At 65.5% G+C, this 24,654-nt stretch carries 21 protein-coding genes, 1 tRNA gene and 2 rRNA genes (1 of these 24 running past the window's edge); 20 read left to right on the top strand and 4 right to left on the bottom strand.

What is annotated here, in order from left to right:
- From SJY26_RS15285 to SJY26_RS15275, 3 genes are all read left to right on the top strand, one after another.
- A 23S ribosomal RNA gene (locus tag SJY26_RS15285) occupies positions 1 to 429 on the top strand (it extends 2,354 nt beyond the left edge of the window).
- A gap of 66 nt (positions 430 to 495) precedes the next feature.
- Positions 496 to 610: ribosomal RNA gene (gene rrf, locus SJY26_RS15280) — 5S ribosomal RNA — on the top strand.
- 59 nt (positions 611 to 669) lie between these two features.
- A tRNA-Met gene (locus SJY26_RS15275) sits at positions 670 to 746 on the top strand.
- Here the strand turns inward: SJY26_RS15275 and SJY26_RS15270 are convergent.
- From SJY26_RS15270 to SJY26_RS15260, 3 genes are all read right to left on the bottom strand, one after another.
- Positions 703 to 2,349 (bottom strand): recombinase family protein, encoded by a 1,647-nt coding sequence (locus tag SJY26_RS15270; RefSeq protein WP_396595782.1) that lies wholly within the window; start codon positions 2,347 to 2,349, stop codon positions 703 to 705. The genes SJY26_RS15275 and SJY26_RS15270 overlap by 44 nt on opposite strands.
- Positions 2,350 to 2,559: 210 nt before the next feature.
- Positions 2,560 to 3,336: a hypothetical protein gene (locus SJY26_RS15265; protein ID WP_396593844.1), complete on the bottom strand. Its 777-nt coding sequence runs from the start codon at positions 3,334 to 3,336 to the stop codon at positions 2,560 to 2,562.
- A gap of 80 nt (positions 3,337 to 3,416) precedes the next feature.
- Positions 3,417 to 4,310, bottom strand: coding sequence for a hypothetical protein (locus tag SJY26_RS15260; RefSeq protein WP_396593843.1), 894 nt, complete (start codon positions 4,308 to 4,310; stop codon positions 3,417 to 3,419).
- Between the two features lie 8 nt (positions 4,311 to 4,318).
- On the opposite strand from SJY26_RS15260, the gene SJY26_RS15255 reads away from it, so the two are divergent.
- From SJY26_RS15255 to SJY26_RS15175, 17 genes are all read left to right on the top strand, one after another.
- Positions 4,319 to 4,552, top strand: coding sequence for a helix-turn-helix domain-containing protein (locus tag SJY26_RS15255; protein ID WP_396593842.1), 234 nt, complete (start codon positions 4,319 to 4,321; stop codon positions 4,550 to 4,552).
- Between the two features lie 876 nt (positions 4,553 to 5,428).
- A complete protein-coding gene (locus tag SJY26_RS15250) occupies positions 5,429 to 6,688 on the top strand; it encodes a methyl-accepting chemotaxis protein (protein ID WP_396593841.1) in 1,260 nt (419 codons plus the stop codon).
- The gene (locus tag SJY26_RS15245; protein ID WP_396593840.1) at positions 6,624 to 7,340 is read left to right on the top strand and encodes a methyl-accepting chemotaxis protein; all 717 of its coding nucleotides are present in this window, start codon (positions 6,624 to 6,626) and stop codon (positions 7,338 to 7,340) included. Before SJY26_RS15250 ends, SJY26_RS15245 begins: the two co-directional genes overlap by 65 nt.
- Positions 7,337 to 8,791 (top strand): chemotaxis protein CheW, encoded by a 1,455-nt coding sequence (locus tag SJY26_RS15240; RefSeq protein WP_396593839.1) that lies wholly within the window; start codon positions 7,337 to 7,339, stop codon positions 8,789 to 8,791. Before SJY26_RS15245 ends, SJY26_RS15240 begins: the two co-directional genes overlap by 4 nt.
- Positions 8,788 to 9,879, top strand: coding sequence for a chemotaxis-specific protein-glutamate methyltransferase CheB (gene cheB, locus SJY26_RS15235; RefSeq protein WP_396593838.1), 1,092 nt, complete (start codon positions 8,788 to 8,790; stop codon positions 9,877 to 9,879). Before SJY26_RS15240 ends, cheB begins: the two co-directional genes overlap by 4 nt.
- Positions 9,876 to 10,730 (top strand): CheR family methyltransferase, encoded by an 855-nt coding sequence (locus SJY26_RS15230; protein WP_396593837.1) that lies wholly within the window; start codon positions 9,876 to 9,878, stop codon positions 10,728 to 10,730. The genes cheB and SJY26_RS15230 overlap by 4 nt, the downstream gene beginning before the upstream one ends.
- Complete coding sequence (locus SJY26_RS15225; protein ID WP_396593836.1) at positions 10,730 to 11,113, top strand: Hpt domain-containing protein; 384 nt, start codon at positions 10,730 to 10,732, stop codon at positions 11,111 to 11,113. The genes SJY26_RS15230 and SJY26_RS15225 overlap by 1 nt, the downstream gene beginning before the upstream one ends.
- On the top strand, positions 11,067 to 12,638 hold the full coding sequence (locus tag SJY26_RS15220; RefSeq protein WP_396593835.1) for a chemotaxis protein CheA: 1,572 nt from the start codon (positions 11,067 to 11,069) through the stop codon (positions 12,636 to 12,638). The genes SJY26_RS15225 and SJY26_RS15220 overlap by 47 nt, the downstream gene beginning before the upstream one ends.
- A complete protein-coding gene (locus SJY26_RS15215) occupies positions 12,635 to 12,895 on the top strand; it encodes a hypothetical protein (protein WP_396593834.1) in 261 nt (86 codons plus the stop codon). The genes SJY26_RS15220 and SJY26_RS15215 overlap by 4 nt, the downstream gene beginning before the upstream one ends.
- Before the next feature lie 69 nt (positions 12,896 to 12,964).
- On the top strand, positions 12,965 to 13,345 hold the full coding sequence (locus SJY26_RS15210) for a response regulator transcription factor (RefSeq protein WP_396593833.1): 381 nt from the start codon (positions 12,965 to 12,967) through the stop codon (positions 13,343 to 13,345).
- Complete coding sequence (locus SJY26_RS15205) at positions 13,342 to 13,986, top strand: chemotaxis protein CheX (protein ID WP_396593832.1); 645 nt, start codon at positions 13,342 to 13,344, stop codon at positions 13,984 to 13,986. Before SJY26_RS15210 ends, SJY26_RS15205 begins: the two co-directional genes overlap by 4 nt.
- A complete protein-coding gene (locus tag SJY26_RS15200) occupies positions 13,976 to 16,255 on the top strand; it encodes a PAS domain S-box protein (protein WP_396593831.1) in 2,280 nt (759 codons plus the stop codon). The genes SJY26_RS15205 and SJY26_RS15200 overlap by 11 nt, the downstream gene beginning before the upstream one ends.
- 443 nt (positions 16,256 to 16,698) lie before the next feature.
- The gene (locus SJY26_RS15195; protein WP_396593830.1) at positions 16,699 to 17,853 is read left to right on the top strand and encodes a hypothetical protein; all 1,155 of its coding nucleotides are present in this window, start codon (positions 16,699 to 16,701) and stop codon (positions 17,851 to 17,853) included.
- Between the two features lie 2 nt (positions 17,854 to 17,855).
- On the top strand, positions 17,856 to 19,766 hold the full coding sequence (locus SJY26_RS15190) for a hypothetical protein (protein ID WP_396593829.1): 1,911 nt from the start codon (positions 17,856 to 17,858) through the stop codon (positions 19,764 to 19,766).
- The gene (locus SJY26_RS15185; RefSeq protein WP_396593828.1) at positions 19,759 to 20,856 is read left to right on the top strand and encodes a hypothetical protein; all 1,098 of its coding nucleotides are present in this window, start codon (positions 19,759 to 19,761) and stop codon (positions 20,854 to 20,856) included. Before SJY26_RS15190 ends, SJY26_RS15185 begins: the two co-directional genes overlap by 8 nt.
- Before the next feature lie 212 nt (positions 20,857 to 21,068).
- Positions 21,069 to 22,787 (top strand): HAD family hydrolase, encoded by a 1,719-nt coding sequence (locus SJY26_RS15180; protein WP_396593827.1) that lies wholly within the window; start codon positions 21,069 to 21,071, stop codon positions 22,785 to 22,787.
- On the top strand, positions 22,777 to 23,751 hold the full coding sequence (locus tag SJY26_RS15175) for a PfkB family carbohydrate kinase (RefSeq protein WP_396593826.1): 975 nt from the start codon (positions 22,777 to 22,779) through the stop codon (positions 23,749 to 23,751). The genes SJY26_RS15180 and SJY26_RS15175 overlap by 11 nt, the downstream gene beginning before the upstream one ends.
- On the opposite strand, the gene SJY26_RS15170 is transcribed toward SJY26_RS15175, so the two are convergent.
- Positions 23,730 to 24,221 (bottom strand): NADAR family protein, encoded by a 492-nt coding sequence (locus tag SJY26_RS15170; RefSeq protein WP_396593825.1) that lies wholly within the window; start codon positions 24,219 to 24,221, stop codon positions 23,730 to 23,732. The two genes, SJY26_RS15175 and SJY26_RS15170, sit on opposite strands and share 22 nt — an antisense overlap.
- Positions 24,222 to 24,654 lie beyond the last annotated feature (433 nt).

The following is a 24,654-nucleotide window of genomic DNA, read 5'->3' as shown; positions in this document are numbered from 1 at the left end:
GATTTTGCCCAAGAGTCCATATCGACGGCAAAGTTTGGCACCTCGATGTCGGCTCATCACATCCTGGGGCTGGAGCAGGTCCCAAGGGTTCGGCTGTTCGCCGATTAAAGTGGTACGTGAGCTGGGTTCAGAACGTCGTGAGACAGTTTGGTCCCTATCTGCCGTGGGTGTTCGAAGCTTGAGAGGATCTGTCCCTAGTACGAGAGGACCGGGATGGACATACCTCTGGTGGACCTGTCATGACGCCAGTTGTGCAGCAGGGTAGCTAAGTATGGAATAGATAACCGCTGAAAGCATCTAAGCGGGAAACTAACCTCAAAACAAGGCTTCGCTGAGGATCGTGGAAGACTACCACGTTGATAGGCCAGGTGTGGAAGCGCGGCGACGCGTGAAGCTTACTGGTACTAATAATCCGATCGGCTTGATCGTTTCTCAGCAAAACTCATTCGATCTATTGAATAGACAATGTCTTCTCACTCATATCTTTCTGATTGACCTGGTGGTTATGTCGGAGGTTCCCCACCCGATCCCATTCCGAACTCGGTCGTTAAGCCCTCCAGAGCCAATGGTACTTCGTCTCAAGGCGCGGGAGAGTAGGTCGCCGCCGGGTCTATCAGACAGATATGCGTGAGTTTCTCTCCAACATCTTCCTTCACAAACTCCCTCTGCCGCGGGATGGAGCAGCCCGGTAGCTCGTCAGGCTCATAACCTGAAGGTCGCAGGTTCAAATCCTGCTCCCGCACCCACTAATACCTCACACCGGTGAGACACTTCAGAAGCCCCGCTGCCACTGGCCGCGGGGCTTTTGTGCGTCCGGGCCCCCGCCTCGGCCGCGCCGGAGATCCGAAGCAACCGCGCAAGGTTTCCGTGGATCTCCAGATCGAACTGGCCCAGCCCCTCGACAGGGATGAACTCCACCCGCTCGATCAGCGCGCGCACGGCGTCACGGGCGTCCTCTCCGTCGACATCGTCCAGAGCCTCACGGAGCTGCTCCGCCATGCGGCGGTAGGCTTCGGCGACTCCAGGGTGCAGCGACAGCACCGCCGGCTCGTCGACCTCGGCCAGCAGGGCCCCAAGCTCTGCCCGACGGGCCTTCAGAGGAAGGCTGCGCCGCTTGAGCTCCTCGATCTCCATGGCACCGTCGATGCACAGCGTCTGGGCCCGGTCGAGCTTGCGTGCGATCTCGGCCAGTTCCCGCTCCATCGGGGCCCGCGTGCTGAGGGTCTGACGCTGGCGATCGGCCGCTTCCTTCTGGGCAGAGCTCACGGCCGCGCCGATAGCCTCCGGTGCCAGCAGCTTGGCAGCAATGCCCTCCAGCACCCGGGCCTCAATGGTCTTTGCGGCGATCAGCTTCCTGTTGGTGCACGTGCCGCGCTCTCGCGCCGCACTGCAGGCGAACTTCTGACCATTCATCGTCATGCCGGATCCGCAGACCGAGCACTTCATCAGGCCGGACAACAGACGCTTCGGTTTGCGGCCATAGTACGCCGGTTGCTCGCTGAGGGCCTGCTGGCGGTTCGCGGCGGCCGCCCACAACCCGTTATCGACAATACGGAGCCCCGGAACAGCTTCGCGCATCCAGTCAGACTCAGGATTGAGGACGGAGGAGCGCTTGCCCGTGTCCGGGTGCTTCCTGAACCGGCGGCGGTTGTAGACCCGCACACCGATGTAGAGCTCCTGGCACAGGATGCCGTCCCTGGCCCGGCGATCGCCGTAGATGGCCGACGGGGTCCAGTCGCCACCGCGGGGGCCCGGCACCCCTTCAGAGTTCAGGGCGTGGGCGATCGTGCGGGGGGACTTGCCGGCGGCATAGTCGCGAAAGATGCGATTGATGACGCCCGCCTGATCCCGGTCGATCTCGAACACGCCCGTCTGGCCTTCCACGAGGTTGTAGCCGTAGCAGCGGCCGCCGCCCGAGAAGCCTTCCTTGACCCGGCCGAGCAGGCCACGACGCGTCTTCTTGCCGAGCTCGACCAAAAACATCTGGTTCATGGTACCGGACAGCCCGACGTGCAGCTCCGAGATGCGGCCTTCCGACAGGGTCTCCAGCGCCGCCCCGTAGAAGCTCAGGCGCTTGTACAGGTGGGCCGTGCCCTCCTGATCGCGCGACAGACGGTCGAGCGCTTCGGTGAAGACGACATCAAAGGCCCCGCGTTCGGCTTCCCGCAGCAGGGTCTGCACGCCGGGGCGATTGTTGAGGTTGGCACCGGAGATGCCGAGATCGGAGAACGCCGCGACCTCCTGCCAGCCCCGGGCCTGGACCACCAACCGCAGCGCCGCGAACTGATCCTCCGCCGAGCGCTGGTTCTGCAGGTCGGACGAATACCGGGCGTAAAGGGCTACGCGCATCGACGCACCTCCTGGTCTGAGGAAAGGGTCGTGGCGGATACGCGCCTCGACGCCATCCGCGCAAGGGCCTCGATCAGCGGCTGGAGAAGCCGCAGCTCCTCCTTCGTGATTGAGGGGCAGGGGAGGGGAGCGCCTGCGTCCGTGACACAGGCCTCGCCGGGGAGGGGGTTGTCGTTCGCGCCACGGACTGACTTCGGAGAGGCTTCGGACCTATCCACGGGCTGCACCCTTGGCTGGCGCGCGCTTCATCGGCTGCCCGAGGCGGATGCCCAGCCTGGCCAACACCGCGCGGGCATTAGTCCTGAACCAATCGTAGGCGTAGCCGTGGACCGGGTGGATCGTGCGCGTCGCCTCGTGCCAGCCGGACGGCAGCACGAAAGATCTGAGTTTGCCCTCGTCGAGCGAGCCGCCGATGGCCTCCACGACGACCGCGGGGACGTCCGTAAGCTCGCTGCTCAGGATTGCCTCGTCAGACAGCTCTCCGCTCTTGGAAATGTCAGTCCTGTAGTTATCCTTATATGCGGCGTCTTTTTCGCTGGACCGGCTGTGCGATTTTCCTGCCCGCTCGAGGCCACCTGCACGCGCTCCGGCAACACTTGCCGCCCGCCGGACATGGACATCGATCCACTCCTCGCCGGGCGCAATTCTGTAGACGACGTAGGCAACGCTGGGTCTTGCGTAGACTTCGCCTGTGTCCGCGATGAGCCCTTCCTCGAGGAGGCGTCGAACGTAGTTGGTAATCGAGCGCGGGCTAACGCTCATGATCCGCTCGAAGTGCTTGCGCTCAACGTAGATGGTCGCGTCTGGTCCCGCGTGGTTCGCCAGGTGCATCAGAAAAGCTTTGACGCCCCCTCGGACGTCCCAGCGATTTTCGGCCCACCGTCGCAGCGCCTGTCTCAGCTCGCTGGCGTTATCATTCGCTGCTTTGGTGCTCTTCAATGTCGTCATTGTCTCTCTCGTCTGGAGTTGGAGCAGCAAAAGCTGCACCGCCAACTCGTGAGAGATCGCGGGAGTGGGTGACAGGACGGTCCGTTGTGCCGAGCGGCCGGCACAACGGCTCGTCACCGTCAGTTGGTTCGATACTTTCGCGAGAGGAGGACGATCTTCGTCTCCGACCAGCGGGCGAGGTCGTCACGCAGGTTCCCGCCCTCGCAGGGATAGGCCTGCAGGATGCCCATCTCATCCTGCAGATCCGCGAGGTTCGACAGCCAGTCGTAGACCGACGCCGGGTCCTCGACCCACAGCGCGTTCAGGTCGCGGCGCGCGTGATCCTCGACAAACTTGGCCCAACGGGTGCGGAAGGCTTCGAGCCCGGTCGCCCCGAGCCGGGGCAGCAGTTGCCCAAGATCATCGCTCACGATCTCGATCGTCTGTTCGGCGGCCCAGCTGACGTCGGACCCGTGACGCTCGACCAGGCTGCGCAGAAGAAGCCCCTGCAATGCCGGCAAAGCCGGACGGAAGGCACCGGCAAGATCGTAAAGCGCACCTTGGCGCGGGCCGGAGCGGGCAGGGGCGGGACCGGTGTGAACAAGACCGCGGGCTTGAAGGCGCGCCAGACAGTCATCAATCTCGGCTTCGCCCAGTCCGGTGACATCGCCGATAGCCCTCTCCGGCACCTCAACCGCAAAGGGATGGAAAGCCCCGGCGTCCACATCTGCCCAGTCCCGCCACCAATTGGACAGCAGGGTCTCGACCACCAGAAGGTCGGCCTCGCTATGCGAGCGATCAGCGGCGACCGACCGCATCACCCTCATCGCCATGATCATCCGAAGGGCAGTCTGATCCTCCCGGGCCAGCGCCGATCCTTCCTCCTGCAGATCGGAGGTGAGTGATCCGTCGCTGTCGGTCACGATCGAGAGGGCATGCGGCATTTGAAAACTCCACTGAACCAAGCGGCCAGCGATAGCTCCATCGAGAATGACACGTCTAGGGGACAGATTGATTTTCTTCCTTCCGGCCAAGTGCCCTCATGGATGTGGTTCAACGACTGGGCGTGAAGGTGAGGGAGCGGCGGACAGCGCTGGGTCTCTCGCAGGAAGAACTGGCGTTTCGGGCCGGGATGAAGCGCAGCTATCTCAGCGATCTGGAACGCGGCGTTCGGAACCCGACCGTTCGCGCGCTCGGGCGGCTCGCGACGGCGTTAGGCCTCGAGCCTTGGGAGCTGCTCACGCCGGTTGTGGGTGACCCGCCTGAGGCGGCTTAGGCACTCCCAAGACGCTCCCCGCGACCTCCGCCAAGCCTAGCGCGCAGCACTTTTCCCCCCGCCTCGCCCGCAGGCTTCTTCTGTCGGAAATAACTCACTGGCTGGCGCCTGCGAAGATCACTGACTGTCTGCCTGAACAGCGAGGTTTGGTGACCAGATCTGTACTCAGAATCTTTCACCATCGCTCACCCACGGTCACGGTTAGGGAAACGGGCTTAACGGTTGGATGGAACGGGCGAATTGCTGGGGATCTCGCCTCTCAAGTCGGTTTAGCGGCTCGGCTCTTGCCGCTTGCAGCAAAGACGAAGAGGAGGCCGCTTTGCGCCAAGACGGACATTGGCAGCGGTACCAGAACCAGACATTGTCGACGTCGACGTCGACGTCGACGGTGTGCGGGAGCGTGCGTTGCCGAAGGTGCCAGATTTCCAGGGTCTGATGGCCCTTGTTGGGCACTTACTGCTCCGATGGGGGTGGCTAGAGGACACTCTGAAAGGCGACGCGGTTCCGGACGACTTGGAACGCGTCCGCCGCATCCGGAACGCCATTTGTCACCGAATGGTGGCGGCCCATGCCGATCCAAACGGTGACGGCATCGCCTACATCACCTGCCGGTTCCTAGACGGAAAGATAGCCCAATACTCCGCGTCAGAGCTTGAGGAGGCGATCAGGGAGTTGGAAGTGAAGGCACTTCGCCAATCGCGATGACAGGCAGTCCTGCGCCATCAGCGGACATTGGCCCCTCGCCGGAAAGCGGCCATTGCGTGCCGGGAAAGCATCCATCGCAAAAGATGCGGTGGCATCGCGCTGACCCTCTCTTCTGTTTCCCGGGCAGGCCGTTTGATCTAGCTTTGGCTGCAGACTCTCCAAGGATGCAGCATGGCACTGGTCAAGACGACGGCACTGACCGGGCACAACACCCGATCCCAAAAGACCGCAGCTCCGGCCCAGCCCCCCATCAAGGCCGCCGCGACGCGGCTGAAACAGCCGCAGACCGCCCCAGAGCGCATCGCCGCTGCGGCTCAGGAGCTTTCGCGTGGCGTGGCCGAAGCCGCCAGCGCCGCCGAGGAACTGCGTCGGTCGCTGCAGGAGATCGCCAGCGGGGCTGAGGAGGCCGCGGGCGCGGCGCACGAATCCCTCGCCTCGATCGCGAGCCTGTCGGAGTCCTTTGGCGAAGCGCGCACCCGCTCGGAAGATTCCCGCCGCCGCACCGAAGTCCTTCAGGCCAATGTCGACGAGGCCGCCCATCAGGTCCTGACCTCGATCGCGGCCGTTCAGCTGACCGCCGAGCGACAGCTTGCCGCCGTCGCGGCGATCGAGGCGCTGGAACAGCATGCCGGGTCGATCGGCCAGATCACGCAGACCGTCGCCGACATCTCGGACCGCACCAGCCTGCTGGCCCTGAATGCCGCGATCGAGGCGGCGCGCGCCGGCGACAACGGGCGCGGCTTCGCCGTGGTCGCCGATGAGGTCCGGGCCCTGGCCGAGACCTCCGAAGCCCGGGCCGGCGCGGTGCGGACTTTGTCGGACGAGGTGGCCAAAGAAGTCCAAGCGATCGCGACGCGGGTGAAGGCGGCGGCCGAGCGCTCGACCCAGGGGGCGGCCGGAGCCGCCAAGGTCTCGGACGATCTGGCGGCCGTCCGGGCTGACGTCGCAGCCATGGCGCTGGACGCCCAGGCCATCGTGGCGGCGGCCGTGGAAGCGGACGTCTCCCTGCGGGAAGCCCAGAAGGGCTCCGAGAGCGTGGCCTCTGCCGCCGAGCAGCAGGCCGCCGCAGCCGCTCAGGCGCAGCGGGCCGTGCAGCAGCAGACCGTGGCGCTGGAGCAGAGCCAGCAGACCTCCGAGGAACTGGCCCGACTGAGCGAGAGCCTGCAAGGCCATGAAGGAGCCGCCGAGGCCGCCGAACAGGTCAGCGTGTCCGCAGAAGAACTCTCGGCCGCGGTGCAGGAACTGTCCGGCGCGGCCACCGAGATCTTGGCCGCCGTTGACCAGATCAGCCGCGGCGCGCAGATGCAGGCCGGGGCGACACATCAGGCGACGACGGCCATGAGTTCAAATCGACCGGTCGGCGGCGGTGTCGCGCGACAAGGCCGCCGCCTCGTTGGCGAAGGTCGAGGCGACCCAGGTCCTGGTCCGTGAGGGCCGCGCGGCGGTCGCCGCGCTGAGCCAGGGGGTTGTGGACGGGGTCTCGGAGACCACCGCGATCGTCGGCCTGCTCGCCGGCCTGGAGGAGATCGCCAGACAGATCGACAAGCTGGTGGACGGCATTGCCCTGCTGGCAGTCCAGACGACCATGCTGGCGGTCAGCGGTTCCGTCGAGGCGGCGCGGGCGGGCGAGGCCGGCCGCGGCTTTGCGATCGTGTCGGCCGATATCCGCGGCCTGGCCCGCGATTCCGGAGCCAGCGCCGACGAGGTCAAGGAACTGGTCCGAAGAATCCAGGTCCAGACGGGGGTCTCCCGGCGGGATTTTGAAGTCATCGTTGCCAACAGCGCCGGCGAGATCGCCCGCAACGGCGCGATCGACAGCCGCCTGGGCGACGTCGAGGACCATCTGACGGCGATCCAGGACGGCTCCGTCCTGATCTCGGAAAGCGCCTCGGCCGTCGTAACGACGGTCAATGAGGTCCTGTCGGGCACCCAGCAGATCGCTGCCGCCGCCGAACAGGCCGCTAACGCTGCGAACCAGGCCGCCGTCGCGGCCCGGCAGCAGGCCCAGAGCGCCGAGGACCTGGCCGTGGCCATCGAAGAGATCGCCTCGCTGGCCGACGCGCTCAAATCCGGCGCGGCATGACCGGGAGTCCGGCCGGCCCCGGACCGTCTCCCCTCTCCGTCCTGAGATTTCGGGTTGCGGACGCCGTCATGGCTGTCCGGGCGGACGCGGTGCAGGAGGTCACGCGGGCGCCGCCGGTCACCCGCGTGCCGCATGCGCCGCCCTGTGTGCTGGGGGTGTCCAATCTCAGGGGGCAGGTCATGCCCGTGGTGTCGACCGCCCGCCTGCTGGAGGCCAAGGAAGGCGAGGCCTCGGGCACCAGCCGGACGATCGTGCTCAATCTGGAGCCCCCCCTGGCCCTGGCGGTCGATGAGGTCCTGGGCCTCAGCACGATGGATGCGCCCGCCGACGGGGCCGGCGCGCTGTTCGTCGAAGACGACGCGGTCGTTCGCGCCATCGACCTGCGCGCGGCGCTGGACCGGGCCTTCGGCGTGGGCACCCTTCGGGCCGGGGGCAGCCCGCAGGACGTGACCGTCGGCCGGGTCGCGGCAGGCTCCACGCCAGCCATCGACGAGACGCATCTTTTCCTGACCTTCGCGGTCGGGGGCCAGGTCCACGCCCTGGCGGTGGACGTAGTGGAGGAGGTGATGGCCCTTCCCGACTCTCTGGCCGCCCTGCCGCACGGTGCCCAGGCCGACCTCGGCGTCATCCCCTATCGCAACGGCGTCCTGCCGGTCGTCGACCTCGCGGCCCTGCTGGGCCTGGAGAGGCGCGGCGGCGTGGGCAAGCTGGTGGTGGTGCGCCTCGGCGAGGCCCTGGCCGGATTGCGGGTCGACGGGCTCGACATCATCCGCCGGGTGGCGCGGGCCGACGTGACCGCCGTTCCCGCCCTGCTGAATTGCGGCGGCGGCGAGGCCGCCATCGCCGGCATCGTCCGGCTGGATCGCGGGCGGGTCGTGTCCGTTCTGACGCCCGAGCGGCTGTTTCGCGCGGAGGCGCTGGAGAAGATCATGGCTGACGGACGCCGGGAACTGGAGATCGCGACGGTGGCCGCCGACGCGGAGACGGAGAGCTTTCTGCTGTTCCAGCTCGGCGAGGAAACCTACGGCCTGCCCCTTTCGGACGTGCAGGAGGTGGTCGCGGTGCCGGAGGTGCTGACGCGCGTGCCCCATGCGCCCGCCTTCATCGAGGGGGTGATGAATCTGCGCGGACAGGTCATTCCGGTGATCGACCAGACCCGCCGTTTCGGGGCCACGCGCGCAGCCGGGGCGGCACGCAAGGTGATCGTGACCCGATCCGACACGCTCTGGGCCGGCTTCATCGTCGATGCTGTTTCGGCGGTCCGGGCGATCCCCCGACGAGATCTGGCCCCGTCGTCCGATCTCCTGTCCGGGGGCCGGCGTGTGTTCGACCGGGTCGTCCAGTCGGCGGAGGGCGAGGTCATGCTGATCGTCGATCCCGGGGCCATGCTCGAACAGGCCGAGGCCGACCTCCTCGCCGCCCTGACCACGGGGAACGGAACCGGGTCGTGATCAAGCTGCTGGTCGTCGACGATTCCGCCCTGATGCGACGGCTTCTGGCCGAGGTCTTTTCCCGCGACGAAGGGTTCGAACTTGCCGTCGCGCGGGACGGCCACGAAGCGCTCGAGCGGATGGTGGGCTTCCGTCCGGACGTCATCACCCTGGACGTGAACATGCCCGGGATGAACGGGCTGGAAACCCTCGACCAGATCATGCTGCTCCAGCCCTGCCCGGTCGTGATGCTGTCGTCCCTCACCCGCCACGGGGCCGATGAGACCCTCGAGGCCCTGGCCTTGGGAGCGGTCGATTTCATCGCCAAGCCGACCGGCGCACTGTCGATGCAGATGGAGACCTTCGCACCCGCGCTGATGGCAACGGTGCGGGCGGCGGCGACGGCGCGCATTCGCCGGACCCATCGACTGGCCGAACGCGTCCGGTTGAAAACCCGGGCAAGTGTTCCGGCGGTGACGGGGCCAGACCTGGCCCCTCGCCCGGCGCGGTCGGTGGCCTCGGTCGGCGAGATCCCCGGGCTGGTGGTGATCGGCGCCTCGACCGGCGGTCCGCCCGCCCTCGACGCCGTGCTCGGCGGCCTGGGCGCTGACCTTCCCTGGCCCGTCGTGGTCGCCCAGCACATGCCGGCCAGCTTCACCGGCTCGCTGGCACGGCGCCTCGACGGGCTGTGCCCCCTGAGGGTGATCGAGGCCGCGACGCCGCTCCGGCTGGAGCCCGGCACGGTCTATATCGCCCGGGGCGACGCCGACATGATCATCGGACGCCGCAAGGGCGGCCTAAGCGCCATGCCTGCCCCACAGAGCGATCGCTTTCGCTGGCATCCCAGCGTCGACCGCCTGATGGACAGTGCGATGGAGGCGCTGCCGGCCGGTCGTCTCGCCGGTGTCCTGTTGACCGGGATGGGCAATGACGGGGCGCGGGCGATGGCGGCGTTGAAGGCCGCGGGGGGCTGGACGATCGCCGAGTCCGAGGAGACGGCCGTTGTCTGGGGCATGCCCGGCGAACTGGTCAAGGCCGGTGGGGCCTCGGTCGTGGCCGACATCGGCGAGGTCGCCGCCCATCTCGTCACCGCGGTGGCCGAGCGATGAGCGGGGCCAGGCCGGCGGGGGCCGAGTTTCATCTGACGGGCGAAGGCCTGGAGCGGATCTGCGACTATCTCTACCGGCGCACCGGCATGACCTTCGGCGAGAAGAAGCGCTACTATATCGAGCGTCGCGTCGCCGATCGGATGAAGGCCGTGGGCACCGAGTCCTTCACCGTCTATTTCGGCGTCCTGCGGGCCGATCCCGACGAGGGGGAGGCCCTGATCAACGCCTTCACCGTCAACGAAACCTATTTCTACCGCGAGGAACACCAGTTCCGCTGCCTGACGGAAAGCCTGCTGCCCGAGCTGATCCGGTCCCGCGCGCCGGGCGACCGGATCCGCGTCTGGTCCAACCCCTGCTCCAGCGGTGAGGAGCCCTATTCGATCGCGCTGTGGCTGCTGGAACACTGGCGGCTGGTCGACGCCTACAATGTCGAGATCCACGGCTCGGACATCGACAGCCGCGCCCTGGCCGAGGCGGCCGAGGGCCAGTACGGAGAACGCGCGCTTTCGCGGCTGCCACCGGACGTCCTCTCCGAATATTTCGAGCCGGCCAAACATCGCCGACGCAAGATCATCGACGACCTGCGCGAGTCCATCGTCCTGTCGCCGGCCAATCTCATCGAGGCCGACTCGATGCGGCCGCACGGCCAGTTTGACGTGATCTTCTGTCGCAATGTGCTGATCTATTTCGACGAGGCCTCGAGACAGGCGGCGGCGGCCAACCTGTTCCAGGCCCTGGCCCCCGGCGGGTTCCTGTGCCTGGGTCACACCGAGTCGATGAGCCGGATCTCCGACGCCTTCGTGCTGCGGCGGTTCCGCGACGCGATCGTCTATCAGCGGCCCGCCGTCTGATGGACGAACTGCTCGAACAGTTCCTGATCGAGGGGCCGGAACTGGTGGAACAGGCCGGGGCCGATCTGCTGGCGCTCGAGCAGCGGCCCGCCGACACCGCCCTGATCGACAGCGCCTTTCGAGCCGTTCACACCCTGAAGGGCTCGGTCGGCCTGTTCGACCTCAAGCCTATGGGGGCGGTGCTGCACCGGGCCGAGGACCTGCTGGACGAGATCCGCCAGGGCCGGGCAGCCGTCACCACGCAACGGATCGACCGGCTTCTCGCCGTCGTCGAGCGATGCGGGGCCTGGCTCGAGGTCCTGGCCAGGGAGGGGGATCTGGACGAGTCGGCGGACGATGAGAGTTCGACGACTGGTCGCCGCCCTCGACCTCCAGTTCGATGAAGCCGAGGCCGCCGCTCCGGGGCCGACACCGGCGGACGGTGGGGGGGCGGTGACGCTTCGTCGGCGATGGCCCGAGACGACCGGAGCGGTCTGCGCCGTGCGCTACCGGCCAGACGCCCAGGCCTATTTCCGCGGCGACGACCCGCTCGCGATCGCCCGGTCGGCCCCCGGACTGCTGAGGCTGGCTGCGAGCGTGGCCGGGGCGACGCCGGACGACGATTACGATCCCTTCACCTGCGTCCTGCGCTTCGAGATCCTGTCCAGCGCGTCTGCGAGCGACCTTTCCACCGCCTTTCGCTTCGTCAAGGACCAGGTCGAGATCGAAAACCTGGCGACAGAGCGTCCGGCGGACCCCGTCGCAGCCACAGGCCCCACGGCCGCGACGGGCAACGCCCTGCGTATCGACGGCCGCAGGATCGACGGACTCGCCGACCTGGCCGACGAGCTCGTGGTCGCCAAGAACGCCCTGCTGAGCCTGCCCGACCCGGACGGTGCCCTGATCGCCGTCCAGGCCACCCTCCATCGCCTGACCACCGCCCTGCACGGCGACATCATGCGTCTGCGGCTGGTGCCCTTGTCACCGGTCTTGCGGCGGCTCGAGCGCCAGGCGCGCGATCTGGCCCTGAGCCTCGGCAAGGAGGTCGATCTCAACATCCGCGGGCACGGGGTGGAGGCGGACAAGGCGCTGGTCGACGGCCTTTACGAACCCCTTCTCCACCTCGTCCGCAATGCGCTCGATCATGGCGTCGAACCCCCGGCCGACCGCCTTGTGGCCGGCAAGCCGGGGCGGGCCCGCCTGGGCATGGACGTTCGCGTCATCGGCGACGAGATCGAGATCGAGATCACCGACGACGGCCGGGGCATGGACCCGGCCCGGCTTCGCGCGACCGCACGGGAGCGGGGCATGGGCGTCGACATCGATCTCGACTCCGTGTCGGATCAGGCGTGCCTGGAACTGATCTTCGCACCGGGCTTCTCGACCGCCGCGGCGGTCAGCGCCGTCTCCGGCCGGGGCGTCGGCATGGACGCGGTGCGGTCTTCGATCTCCGCCCTGGGCGGTCGCGTGGCCGTGGCCAGCCGGCTGGGGGCGGGCTCGACCTTCACCCTCCGGCTGCCGCTGACGATCGTCATGACCCGGGTTCTGGTGGTCGAGTGCGACGGAGAACGCTTTGGTCTGCCGCTCACCGTCGTGCGTGAAACCGCGCGGGTCGAACCCGCGGACATCCTGCCCGTCCGGCTGGGTCGCGCCATCGTCCTGCGCGAAGCCGTGCTTCCCTATCTCGCCCTCGCGGACTTGGTGAGAGGCGAGGCCGGCATCGCCCCCGGCGTGGGCACGGCTGTGCTGGTGGTCGAGACCCAGGCGGGTCCTGTCGCTCTCGGCGTCGACGGGATCGAGGGCCGGATGGATGTCGTCCTCAAGCCGGTCTCGGGCCTGCTGTCCCGCGTCCCCGGGGCTCTTGGAACGACCCTTCTGGGCGACGGTCGCCTGTTGATAATCCTCGACGTGGAGGCCCTGCTGACATGACGGTCATCGTGGAGGACACGCAAATCCGGATCGAGGGGACCGCCCGCGTGGAGGACTCCGAGCGCATCGCCGGTGCCCTGCAGACCGGAGAGCCACGCCCGGTCGACCTCTCGGCCTGCACGGACCTCCACGCCGCCGTCCTCCAGGCCCTGCTGGTGTTCCGTCCGCCCGTGATCGGCCTGGAGGCGAACCCCGAGCTGGGGGCGTGGCTGCTTCCCCTGCTGGAAGCAGGCCCGGCCGTGGAGATCAACAGATGACGGGACAAACACGAGACCGCTGCCTATAGTCACGCTGACCACCCATCCTGCCCAAGAGTTTCTGAGAGCATGACGACCCTTCTGATCGTGGATGACAGCAAGCTGGCCCGCATCGTGGTCGGCAAGGCCGTCGCCGGTCTCCAGCCGGACTGGACGCGGGTCGAGGCGGCCAACGCCGACGATGCGATTACCCAAATCGAGGCCGGTGGCGTGGATGTGGCGATCCTGGACTACAATATGCCGGGCCGAAACGGACTGGACCTCGCCGAGGAGCTGCGGGCCGCCTATCCCGACATGCCGATCGCCCTGGCCACGGCCAACGTCCAGGACGAGATTATCGCTCGCGCGCGCGACGCCGGCGTCACCTTCATCGCCAAGCCGGTGACCGAGGACGGCGCGCGCGGCTTCCTGTCGGGAGCCGCCCTGAAACTCAGGTCCTCTCGCCTGTGAGCGACGCGCGTGTCTTCCTGGAGGAACTCGAGCAGGACGCCCTGACGGAGTTGGTCAACATCGGCGTCAGCCGCGCGGCCGGCAGCTTGCGCAAGATGATCGGCCATCAGGTCTTGTTGTCGGTCCCGGCGCTGGAGATCGTCAGCCGCCGCGTCGCCGCCACCCTGATCAAGGAGCGCGAAAGCGGAGAGCTGGTCGCGGTCCGCCAGGACTTCACAGGGGCCTTCGCCGGGCGCGCCCTACTGATCTTCCCTGAAGCCAACAGTCTGGCCCTGGTCCGGGCGGTGACGGGCGACGAGCTGAACGACGCCGAACTGGCCGAGATGGAAGACGAGGCCCTGGCCGAGACCGGCAATGTCGTCCTGTACGGCTGCCTGGCGACGATGGCCAATATGCTCAAGCGGCCGCTGGAGATGTCCCTGCCGGCGGTGGTGCGTGGCGACGGCCAGCTGCTGTTCGAACTGTCTGAAACCGAGGCCAGCGATACCGGCGTGGTGCTCTTTCTCTACATCAACTTCTCGGTCAGCGGTCGCGACATTCGCGGCTACATCGCCATGCTGATGGATCTGCCTTCGATCGAGGCGCTTAAGGTGCTCATTGCCGAGTTTCTCGAGCGGATTGTCGGGGCCGATGTCGGCTGACGCCGCAGCGCCCGGCCCGCTCCCCCCGCTCGTCGGCGCGAGCGGCGCGTGGCACTGGGACATCGAGGGCCGGTGCCTCTATGCCGACGCCCGGTTCGCCGACCTGCACGGCCTGGACCCCGCCGCGGCCCGCGAGGGCCTGCCAACCTCGGCCTTTTTCGAGGCGATCGACCCGGCCGACAGGATGCGGGTCCGGGTCGCGGTGGCGGGCGCGCTGCACGGGGCCGAGGTATTCGCGCGCGAGTTCCGGCTGAGCCCCCCGGCCGGCGAAGTGCGATGGGTCCTGGCCAAGGGTGGGCTCATGCTCGACGATGAGGGCAGGCCAGCGCATTTCAATGGCGTCCTGTCGGATATCACCGAGCAGAAGCGCGTCCAGGATCAACTCCGCATCGCTCAGACGGCGGGGGGTGTCGGCAGTTTCGAATACGTCAGCGGGTTCGGCACGGCGGCGGTCTCTCACCAGTTCTGCACCCTGCTCGGCCTGCATATGGCCGATGCCCTGCCCGTCCGGACCATCAACGCCGTGGTCGCGCCGGGTGAGCCCCCGATCATCCTGGGGCCTGACATGGCACCGGAGGATCAGTCGGCTTATTCGGAGTTCCGCATCCATCGCGCTGATACGGGCGAAGAGCGCTGGCTGGCCCGGCGCGGCGAGCTGCTACGCGATCACGGAGCCCAGGGGGCCCGGTTCGTCGGCGTCGTCTATGACGTCACCGACGCGAAGCGCGCCGAGGCGCAGCTGCGCGAATTGGCCCAGACCCTCGAGGAACGCGTCCAGGCCCGCACGCAAGAACGCGACCGCGTCTGGAACCTGACGCGGGACCTCTTCGCCGTCACCGATGGGCGTGGGACACTCCGCGCCAGCAATCCTGCCTGGTCCCGAACCTTCGGATGGACAGCGGCCGATCTGGAAGGCCGCGCGTTCGACGCTTTCGTGCACGCCGATGACCGGTCCATGACCACGCGCGCCCTCGAACAGCTTTCCGGCGAACGCCCGGTGGAGAGTTTCGAATGCCGGGTGGTCAATTCCGAAGGGGTCTATCGCTGGGTCGACTGGATCGGCGTCGCCGAGAACGGCGAACTCTTCCTCACCGGGCGCGACATCGGTCAGCGCAAACAGTTGGAGGAGCAACTGCGCCAGAGCCAGAAGATGCAGGCCGTCGGCCAACTGACGGGTGGGCTGGCGCACGACTTCAACAACATGCTGACCGGCGTGATTGGCAGTCTCGACATCATACGCCGGCGGATCGCGGACGGCCGCACCGGTGATCTGGGACGGTTCATGGACGCGGCCAGCAGTTCCGCCGAGCGCGCCGCCGCCCTGACCCACCGCCTGCTTGCCTTTTCGCGACAGCAGTCGCTCGACACCAAGGCGGTCGACGTCAACGGGCTCGTCCGATCGATGGAGGATTTGCTGACGCGCACGCTCGGCGAGCAGACGCGGCTGTGTTTCGCGGTGAGTCCGGCTGTCTGGCCTGCCTGGAGTGACGAGAACCAGCTTGAAAGTGCGATCCTCAATCTGGCCATCAATGCGCGTGACGCGATGCCGAACGGGGGAACGCTCTCCATCGAGACGGAAAACATTTCGATCGAGACATCGCCCGATGCCGACATTGCGCCCGGCGACTATGTCCTCTTACGCGTCACGGACACCGGTGCCGGGATACCCCCCGATGTCATCGACCGCGTCTTCGACCCCTTTTTCACCACCAAGCCGATCGGTCAGGGCACGGGACTTGGTCTGTCGATGATCTACGGTTTCATGCGCCAGTCCGGGGGCGGGGTGCGTATCGACAGCGTGCCCGGCTCGGGCACCGTGATCGGTCTGTACATGCCTCGTGCCACGACGCTGCCGGCCGCGGACGAGTCGGCGACGACGGCGGCGACCCCGCATGGCCACGGAGAGACAATTCTTGTGGTCGAAGACGACGCTTCCGTTCGCTTGCTGGTTCTCGACGTCCTGACGGAGGTTGGATACGCGCCGCTCGAAGCTTCAGAAGCAGAGGGCGCACTGGCCTTGCTGCGAACGCAAAGGATCGACCTTCTGGTCACAGATGTCGGGCTTCCCGGGCTGAACGGCCGCCAGCTCGCCGATATGGCCGTGCAGCTCCAGCCCGGCCTACGTGTCCTGTTCATGACGGGCTACGCGGAGCAGGCGTCCCATCGAAGCGCCTTCCTGGGCCCCGAGATGTCGATGATCACCAAGCCTTTCACCATCGAGGCTCTGGCGGCCCGGATTGAAGCGCTGATGGGCAAGTCCGACCGCTGAACGGCTCTGGTCCCAGGCGTGCTAACGATTGCGGGGCATTCGTATAGATGCGGCGTAGGGCCGGCACTGCGTCCAAAGCAGACCTTCCCCACCGCCGAAATGAGTCAGAGACAGACATAACCCGGCGGCAGGGAGGGATGTCCGCTTCTGACTCATAGCAGAAATCCGAACCGTCCTCTTCATGCACAAAGCTTTGCCAGCAAAGGCTAAGCTGGCTTCGTTTTCGTTGTGGCGATCCCTGTTTATAAGTTTGCGCGTCACCAACCTCACCGGACCATTCGGGCGAGATCATTGGACACCCATGCGCGGTTGCCCGCCGTGCGTGCTTGAAACATCGTTCGGCTCGACCATGGATTGTGGCGAAGGTTTGGGGCAGACGGTGTATGTCAGCCAGTACGCTTAGACCGTCTCCACTCTGAGTCGGCCGTTACCAAGGGTGCGCTTTGATCAACAATCTCGCTCTAAACTTGGTCGCCAGCGTCATGGACTGGGACCATGAGACCGCTACGCGGGAATACGCCTTCCTGCAGCTGATGGCTGGAATGAAATACGATGGCTATTCGGACTTCCGGGCCGGAGTGCGCTTCCTCGAAAACCTGGTGTCGTGGTTGCGGCACTTCGATCCCGGAGACCGAGGCGTAGCCTATGACTTCGTCAAGACTAGGCTGGTCTACATCTCGACCTTGGAAATGCAGCGGGTGATTGAAACCTTCCTGCCTGAAATCGTCACGCCCTATCTTCGTAGGGCTGTGGCTTGGGAGCTCGGCGTAAGACCGTTTGAGGTCTGGCGGACGCCCGAGGCGGCGGAGGCGTTCAAAACAATGCTGCGGCGGTGTCTGTTCGTTGGTCTGAGCGACGGTAGTCGCATCGATATTCTGCGGCGCGCTAACGCCGGGCGGATATCGCAGGAACAGGTCGTACCGATGATGAACATCGACGACACCAAATGGGAAAGTTTGGCGAAAGACCTACGCGAGCAACTCGGTGCCGACGCAACCTTCGACGACGTCTACCTGATCGACGACTTCACGGCCTCGGGCACGACCTTCATCCGTTTCCCGGAGGGGAAGGCAAAGGGAAAGCTGGCCAACTTCGAGACAATCGTTGCTGCCGCCAAGAAGCGTTTGCGGAAGAAGTTTCCGCTGGCCGAGGACTACCGGCTGCATATCCATCACTACGTCTCCACGGCCCAGGCCAGCGAGGCGCTTCGAGAGCGTGTCGAGGAGGCCAAGGAAAAGCTGAAGCCGCGCACCTTTGGCGAGGTTTTCGTGACCGAAAGCATGCGGCTTCCAGCCAGCCTCAGGATGGCGATGGTCGACCCGGTGAAAGACGACGTGTTCGTCCTGGACCCAAGTGACGCGGCGTTCGTGGACTTGTGTGCGCGCTATTATGACCACGAGCTGTTCAAGCGGCTCGAGAAACACTGCCGTGAGGCCGGTCAGTCGAATATGCGATACGGCTACGCCAACTGCGCGCTTCCGGTGGTGCTAGAGCACAATACGCCCAACAACTCCGTGCCTCTCCTGTGGGCGGAGACATCCGGGACTGACGGCAAACCCATGCAAGCGCTGTTCATGCGAAGGGATCGGCACGGCTGACAATGGCAAACCCATTCCTGCGACGCGCGACTGAGTATGTGAGGGAGGACGAGTCCTTCCTGTCCATCGTCAGCCCCACGCCATTGACGACCTTCCTGGCGACCAACAAGCATCGCGACGACATGTTCGAGGTTCCGGTGCGGATCATCGGCGCGCCGGGCAGCGGTAAGACGATGCTGGCGACCCTTGCCGAGTTCCGCATTGTTGAGACCATCCTTAGAGATCAGACAAGTCCGACGAACCGCAACCTTGCCGCAGCGCTCACTCAGGCCGGCTTCCTGCAAGACGGAAAACCGCACGTCGCGGCGGTCAGGGTGCCCATGGAGTCGGAGTATCGCGACTTCTGGGAGCTGCCCTACGAGCCAATCGTGAAGACCAAGCTCGCCTTTTGGCTTGTCCAGGCGCGCGCCATGCTCGGTCTGATCCGCAACTTGACGGTTGGAGGGGATCGACAGCTCGACGATATCAAGTTTGTGCCCCGGGCCGACTACGAGGCCCACCTCGACCAGATCGGCGGCCTGACCGCGAGCGGGATTCGGTCGCGGGCTTTGGAGGTGCAAAAGGCGATCTACTCGGTCGGGGCAGGCCTGCGGCCGCCCCAATTCGCCGATCTTCCGGCGGCCGCGACCGCGCCTTATGCTCCGTTCGACGTCATCCATCGGATCGTCATCGAGTGGCAAGGAGAGCCGATCGAGCTCAACCCGCTGGTGATGCTGGACGATGTCCATGCCCTGCATCATCAGCAGCTCGAAGCGATGTTCGAGGTCCTGTCTCACCGGGAGATGCGTTTCGGCCGGTGGATGATGATGCGTTTGGATGCGCTGAGCCCCGGCGCGGTTCTCCAGTCCGTGGAACAGCCAACGCATAATCGCGCGTCGGGCAGAGACTTCGTCGACATTAGGATGCAGTCCGACACCGAAAAGGCTCCGGCGCGCAAGCGGTTCAGGACCATGGCGCGGGACATGGCCAAGCGCTATCTGCCGATGGTCGAGGCGCTGCGGAACCGCAATGCGACTGATTTCGATCGGCTGCTGCCGGGTGCGCCGCCTGCGCTGACTCCGGCTCAGGTTGCGGAGCTCCAGCGCAAGATCGGGGCCGAGCAGGTCCGGCTGAAGGTGACGCCGGAGCGGCGCCGGGAGATCGAGGGGCTCATCGCGGACTTCACCGCTACATCGAAGCTGGACGACGTGGGCTCTGATGTCTCACTGGCGATGCTAAGGATACTCATTCATCGGTATGCGGTCCGAATCTCGCGACTGACGCCAGCTCTGTTCGAAGAGCTCGACCCCGACCCTCGTACGCCGTTGAAGGCGGACGCAGATCTGGCCCACGGCGCGCGCCTGCATCTCTACCATGCTTACAAGCGCCCGCTTCACTACGGGCTGGACGCTGTGTGCGACGCCAGTAACGAGAACGCGGAGGTGTTCCTGCAACTCGCCGGTGCGCTCGTCGCCAACATCGAAACCCGCGCGATCCGTAACGACGCCTTGCCTTTGCCAGCTCGCGTGCAGCAGGCGATCCTTCGCGAGAAGGCCCAAGCCATTATGGATGGCTGGGCCTTCCCCTATGCTAGGAACGTGCGTCTTCTCGTTGACGGCATCGCGAGAGATTGCGTCGCGGAGTCCATATTGCAGAATGCGCCGTTGGGTGCGGGGGCAAATGCCGTCGCTGTTCTGGACGATGAGTTTGAGACGCTGTCATTGGACGGAGGTCTGGCGGCCGTGCTTAAGCACGCCGTGGCGAATGGGGCCATCACGATCGAGCGCAACTACAGTCAGGGCGGCAAGCTCTGGGCCCTGATCGAACTTACCGGTGTCGTCGCCTTGGTGCATGGTCTTACCTTCAACCGCGGCGGCTTCTTGCCAAAGCCGCTCACATATCTGAGCGACGTCGCCGAGGCTTCCGATGCGTAGCCACTGGTCCAACTGCATCGCCAACTTCGACAATGAGGTCGACGACTTCGTCGCGGACTATTTCGCCGATCCGCAAAGACGCGTTCTGCTGGTCGCCGCGGCGGGTTTCGACCCCCGGTCGCGCCGCATCGCGGCCCTGTTGTCCGGAGCGCTGGGCGACCGGCTGTCAGCAGTCTACATCCGTGAAGAACGGCCCCGTCCGAGCGAAGCACTGGTGCGTCGTGGAGACGAGAACGAGGCGGCGCTTCAAGCCCTGACCCCGAACTGCCGGATCGTGAAGGTCGACGTCTTCGCCGACGACGGCGCACCGGTTGGAGGCACCCGTGTCATTGCGGCCCTCGTGGACTACGACGTTCCCGAAGACGTCACGGACGTCGTGCTCGATTTCAGCGCCCTGTCGACCGGCATCGGCTTTCCCTTGGCGAAGATCCTGCTGGAGGATTGCGAAGCCGCGACCGGTCGAGCGTTTCACCTGATGGTCGTGTCAAACCCCGAGACCGACGACCGGATTTCCAGCGTGCCGTCCAGTCGGCCGAGCCCCGTCAGGGGGTTCGCCCCCTTGGCCGGCGGCGACCGCAAGGTCGCCCAAATCTGGATCCCGCAGCTCGCCCACGGGAAAATGGGCACCCTCGCCCAGATCGGCGTGGCGGTTGGCGAATGCTACAAGATTTGCCCGCTGCTGCCGTTCCCCGCCAGCAATCCGCGGCGCGCGGACGATCTCCTCAGCGAGTACCAGTCCGCCCTAGTTGACGAGTGGCTCGTGGACCCGAGGGATGTCGTCTATGCCTCCGAGCGCAATCCGCTGGACTGTTTCCGAACGCTATCCCTGCTCAAGACCCGTTTCGACCGGACAATGCAGGACAGCTACGAGCCACGGCTGGTGCTGTCTCCGGTCGGAAGCAAGGTACTCGCAGCCGGGGCGCTCCTGGCCGCGATCGAACATGAAATGGCGGTTCACTACCTCGAAACGGAAGGCTACACGTTCGAGGATATCGCGCCGGAGAGAGCCGCCGCTCCGGACCAGACGGTTCACCTAATCCTATCTGGACCCCTCTACGCCAGCTATCCAGCGCCCCACCCGACAGCATGAAGACACCCGTCCTCACCACCAAGCTTGACGGCTTGCCTGCCACCCTAGACCTGTTTGCTGCCTATGAGCCCGCGCCGCTGTCGGCGGCGCTAGCGGCCGGGCGGGGACGGCACTCGCTCGCTGTGGGGTCGGGCGGATCCGCAATCGCCGCCCAGTATCTTGCACGCTGCCGGGACACCCTTGGACTGGGACCGACGACCGTCCAGACACCCATGACGCTGGTGCTCGACATCCAAGACCTCGCCGGGAGCGACGTCTGGATATTTAGTGCGAGCGCAGACAACGCGGATGTCGTGGCCGCGGTCCACGCTGCTATCGATCGCCACGCAGCTGCGGTCCATCTCGTGACCCGCAATCCGAGCGGGCCGGCCGCCACGATCCCGGGTCGTGCGCTTCAAGTCCACGCTACGCCGGTTGCCGACCAGAAGGATGGATTTCTGGCGACCCACTCCCTGCTCAGCGCAGCGATCGCCCTGTTGATGGCCGCGGACGGGCTGTGTGGCGATCCGCGCGGAAACCGAAATCTCTTGGACGGGCTGGCGAGCCGCCTGACCGCCATGCGAGCGCCTGAGACGCGACGTCAGTGCTTCAATGAGATCGAGGGCTTGAAGGCGAACGACACTCTCATCCTCGCTCACGATCCTCTCCTTTCGCCCCTCGCGGTGCTGATGGAGACATCTTTGTGGGAGGCGGCGCTCTGCCCGGTTCAGACCACGGACATCCGCAATCTCGCCCACGGCAGACATGCTTGGCTGCATCATCGGACTGACCAGACCTTTCTGCTCGGCCTGACCGGGCTGCACTCCCGCACGAGCTGGAAGGGCGTGACTACGGAGCTCCCGCCGAACCTTAAGCGACTGACTTGGGACTACGGCGATTGCGGGCGTCTGGAGAACCTCTTCGCCCTGATCGATGGGTTGGGTCTAATTGAGGCCTTAGGCGAGTCTGTCTGTCTGGATCCCGGCAAGCCAGGGATTGGACCGTTCGGACGGTCGATATTCGATGACGCCGCCTTGGCTCAGGTCGCGGCCGGTCTTTCGTCTGCCGTTCGGCACAAACGGGCGGCCATCGCTCGGCAGGACTCGGGGGAAGCCGCTGAACCGGCGTTGGCCGATGTCCGCCGTCGCCGGCTCGAAGCCCTTGCCTCTGCCAGGTTCGGCGGTGCGGTATTCGACTATGACGGCACGCTGGTCGATACGGCCAACCGATGCGCTCCAGTCGACCGGGCGATCGTCGCGGAACTGACGCGCCTGCAAGCCTCCGGCGTGCGGATCGGCATTGCGACCGGGCGAGGCGGATCCGCTGGCGAAGAGCTGAGGAAAGTCTTGCCGCCGGACATGCTGCCAGAGGTGTTGATCGGCTATTACAACGGAGGACATCTGAGGCCAGCCGAGGTCGATATCGTGGATGATGCGCCGATATCGAATCCCCATCTAGCGACTGTAGCCCAGTGGCTCGGCGAGCACTCCGAGCTGTTCTGCGGGACATTCAAGCCTGGCCCGGTTCAGATCACCGTCGGAATGGACGCCCTTGTTCGACCCTATCAGTTCCCGCTGGACTTGCGAGACTGTCCCCCGGTCGAGAACGGAGCCGTCCGCCTCGCCGTATCTGGCCATAGCTATGATCTTGTGCCTGCTGCGTCATGCAAGAGGACGGTGGTGCGAGCGTTGAGCGACCAGATCGCGCCCGGGCTACAGGTGCTGTGCTTCGGCGACAGCGGTGCGCGGTTCGGTAACGACCACGCCCTCCTGAGCGGGCCTTATGGGATCAGCGTCGGCGAGGTGTGTGGCTCCGCCGACGGCTGCTGGTCTCTGTTCGGCGCGCGCCCGGTCGGGCCGCAAGCCCTTCTCAAGGCCCTGCGTGCTCTGTTACCCTGCCCCGAAGGCGGCGTAAGATTGGATCTGTCCGGTCTCTGCTTGGATGTTCAATGACCCGAAACGAGCAGCGGTGACCTCTGTTGAACTCCCGAGGGAGTCGACATGCGTCGATGTCGCGGGCACTGGCTTCACGGTGCTCGACCGGATCTATGCGGACGGAGCGCTGACCGAAGAGGCGCTAGGCGGATCTTGCGGGAATGTTCTGATCTCTTTGGCAATGCTGCGCCGGCAGGTCGCGCCAGTCCTCGCCTTGGGCGATGATGCGACCGGCGAGCGTCTGGTTTCGGAGTTCATCCAAGCCGGTGCCGTGGTGCGCTACATTTCACGGCGCCCCGGGGACGCGTCTCCCGTCCTGGCCCAGGAACTCGACACGGCCTCGGGCCGGCACGACTTCAGCTTCGTCTGTCCGACGACGCGGCGCGTGCTGCCGCGTTACCGGACGATCGACCACAGCGAGCTGGAGCCCGCACTAAGCCTGTTGCGCGATTGCAGCGTCTTCTATGCCGACCGGGTGTCTGAAAGCATCCTCGAGGCCATGAGGACCGCGCGCGACGGCGGTGCGATCGTCTATTTCGAACCCTCGGACTGCGAAGGCGGCGATTTGTTCGAGGAAGCTCTCGAGCTCGCATCCGTGCTCAAATATTCTGAAGACCGCTTGGGCGACCGCCTGACGAATCGCGCTTTCGAGGCGGTTCACATTGCAACGTTCGGCGCCGAGGGGTTGCGGGTCCGAGACGCCGGTCACGCTTATTGGTGTGACGCCGTAAGCGCCGCTAACGTTATCGACACCTGCGGCTCGGGCGACATCGTGAGCGTCGCCGTGATCGACTGGATCCTCAAGCGCAGGCTGTCTCCGCGAGCCTTCAGCGCCGCAGACCTCTTGGTCGGCATTCTGTCCGGCCAGGTTCTGGCCGCAGAAAACTGCGGCTTCGCCGGCGCGCGCGGATTGTTTAGGGCCAAGGGAGCCGCCTATGTGCGGCAGGTGCTCGACCGGCGCTATTCGGCGGCGATCCCGTAGGCCTTGTTAGGCGCCTCCTCGGCGCGCAGTTCAGTTCGCAGCTCCATGAGCAGCAGGCCAAGCATGTTCCGGCCGACGCCGTTCACCTCGCCCCAGAGCCGGTTCACATCGTTGTCGACCGTGGCGCTTTCCACGAGACGCGCCTCACCCGTCGACAACAACAGCTCGCGCAGGTCCGAGTGCTGGCTGAACTTAGCGCGTAGCACTGCTCGCATCCGATCGAACTTCGTCGTCGACCAGCCTGGCGCGATATCCCAGTAGTAGAGGCCGTGCGCGGCCATCGCGAGCAGGGCAGGGGACGGCGCTTCCATCAGCCATTTCCGCACGGCGGGCTTGCGCGCCTTGCCAGCTTGATAGGCGTGCTCGCTGGTCGAGAAAGTCTCGCCCTCGAATTCCACATCTCGCCGATAGAGGTTGCTGAAGGAACCGTAGGGTTTTTCGCTGGCCCGGTAGAAGCGAATCTCGTCCATTGCCACGTCCTTGCAAATCGACATTCTTTAGATATGCTAATTTGCATGAAACCGTCAAGCGATCAGTTGGAAGAAGTGAAGACAAGCATCGTGGCGGCCATTTCAGTAAGTGGCCGAAATTTAACCGAAATCGGGGGTCTGGCTAATGTCCACCCGAGCCAGGTCGGGCGTATCGCGGCCGGGCAATTCAGAACGTTTAGTTATAACGTCGTGCGGGTTTGCAGCGTGTTGGGCGTAAATGTGCCTCGAGTTGAATTGGCGCGAGGTTCGACACCAAGCGATTTGGTGGAGGCAGAAAGGGGGCTGCGGCGAATCTGGAACGAAACGCCCGAAGGCGCTCGTGCAATTCTGCGGCTGCTGAAAGCGGTTGAAGACCTTCAGACATAGCTAGAAGATCTGTAGGCGCGCGGTATCGGGTGTGGCCAATTCTCAC

It is taken from the genome of Brevundimonas sp. R86498 (assembly GCF_044598075.1).
Classification (GTDB): Bacteria; Pseudomonadota; Alphaproteobacteria; order Caulobacterales; family Caulobacteraceae; genus Brevundimonas.
Note: the sequence above shows the minus strand (reverse complement) of the source record. Positions and strands in the feature narration are given on the sequence as shown.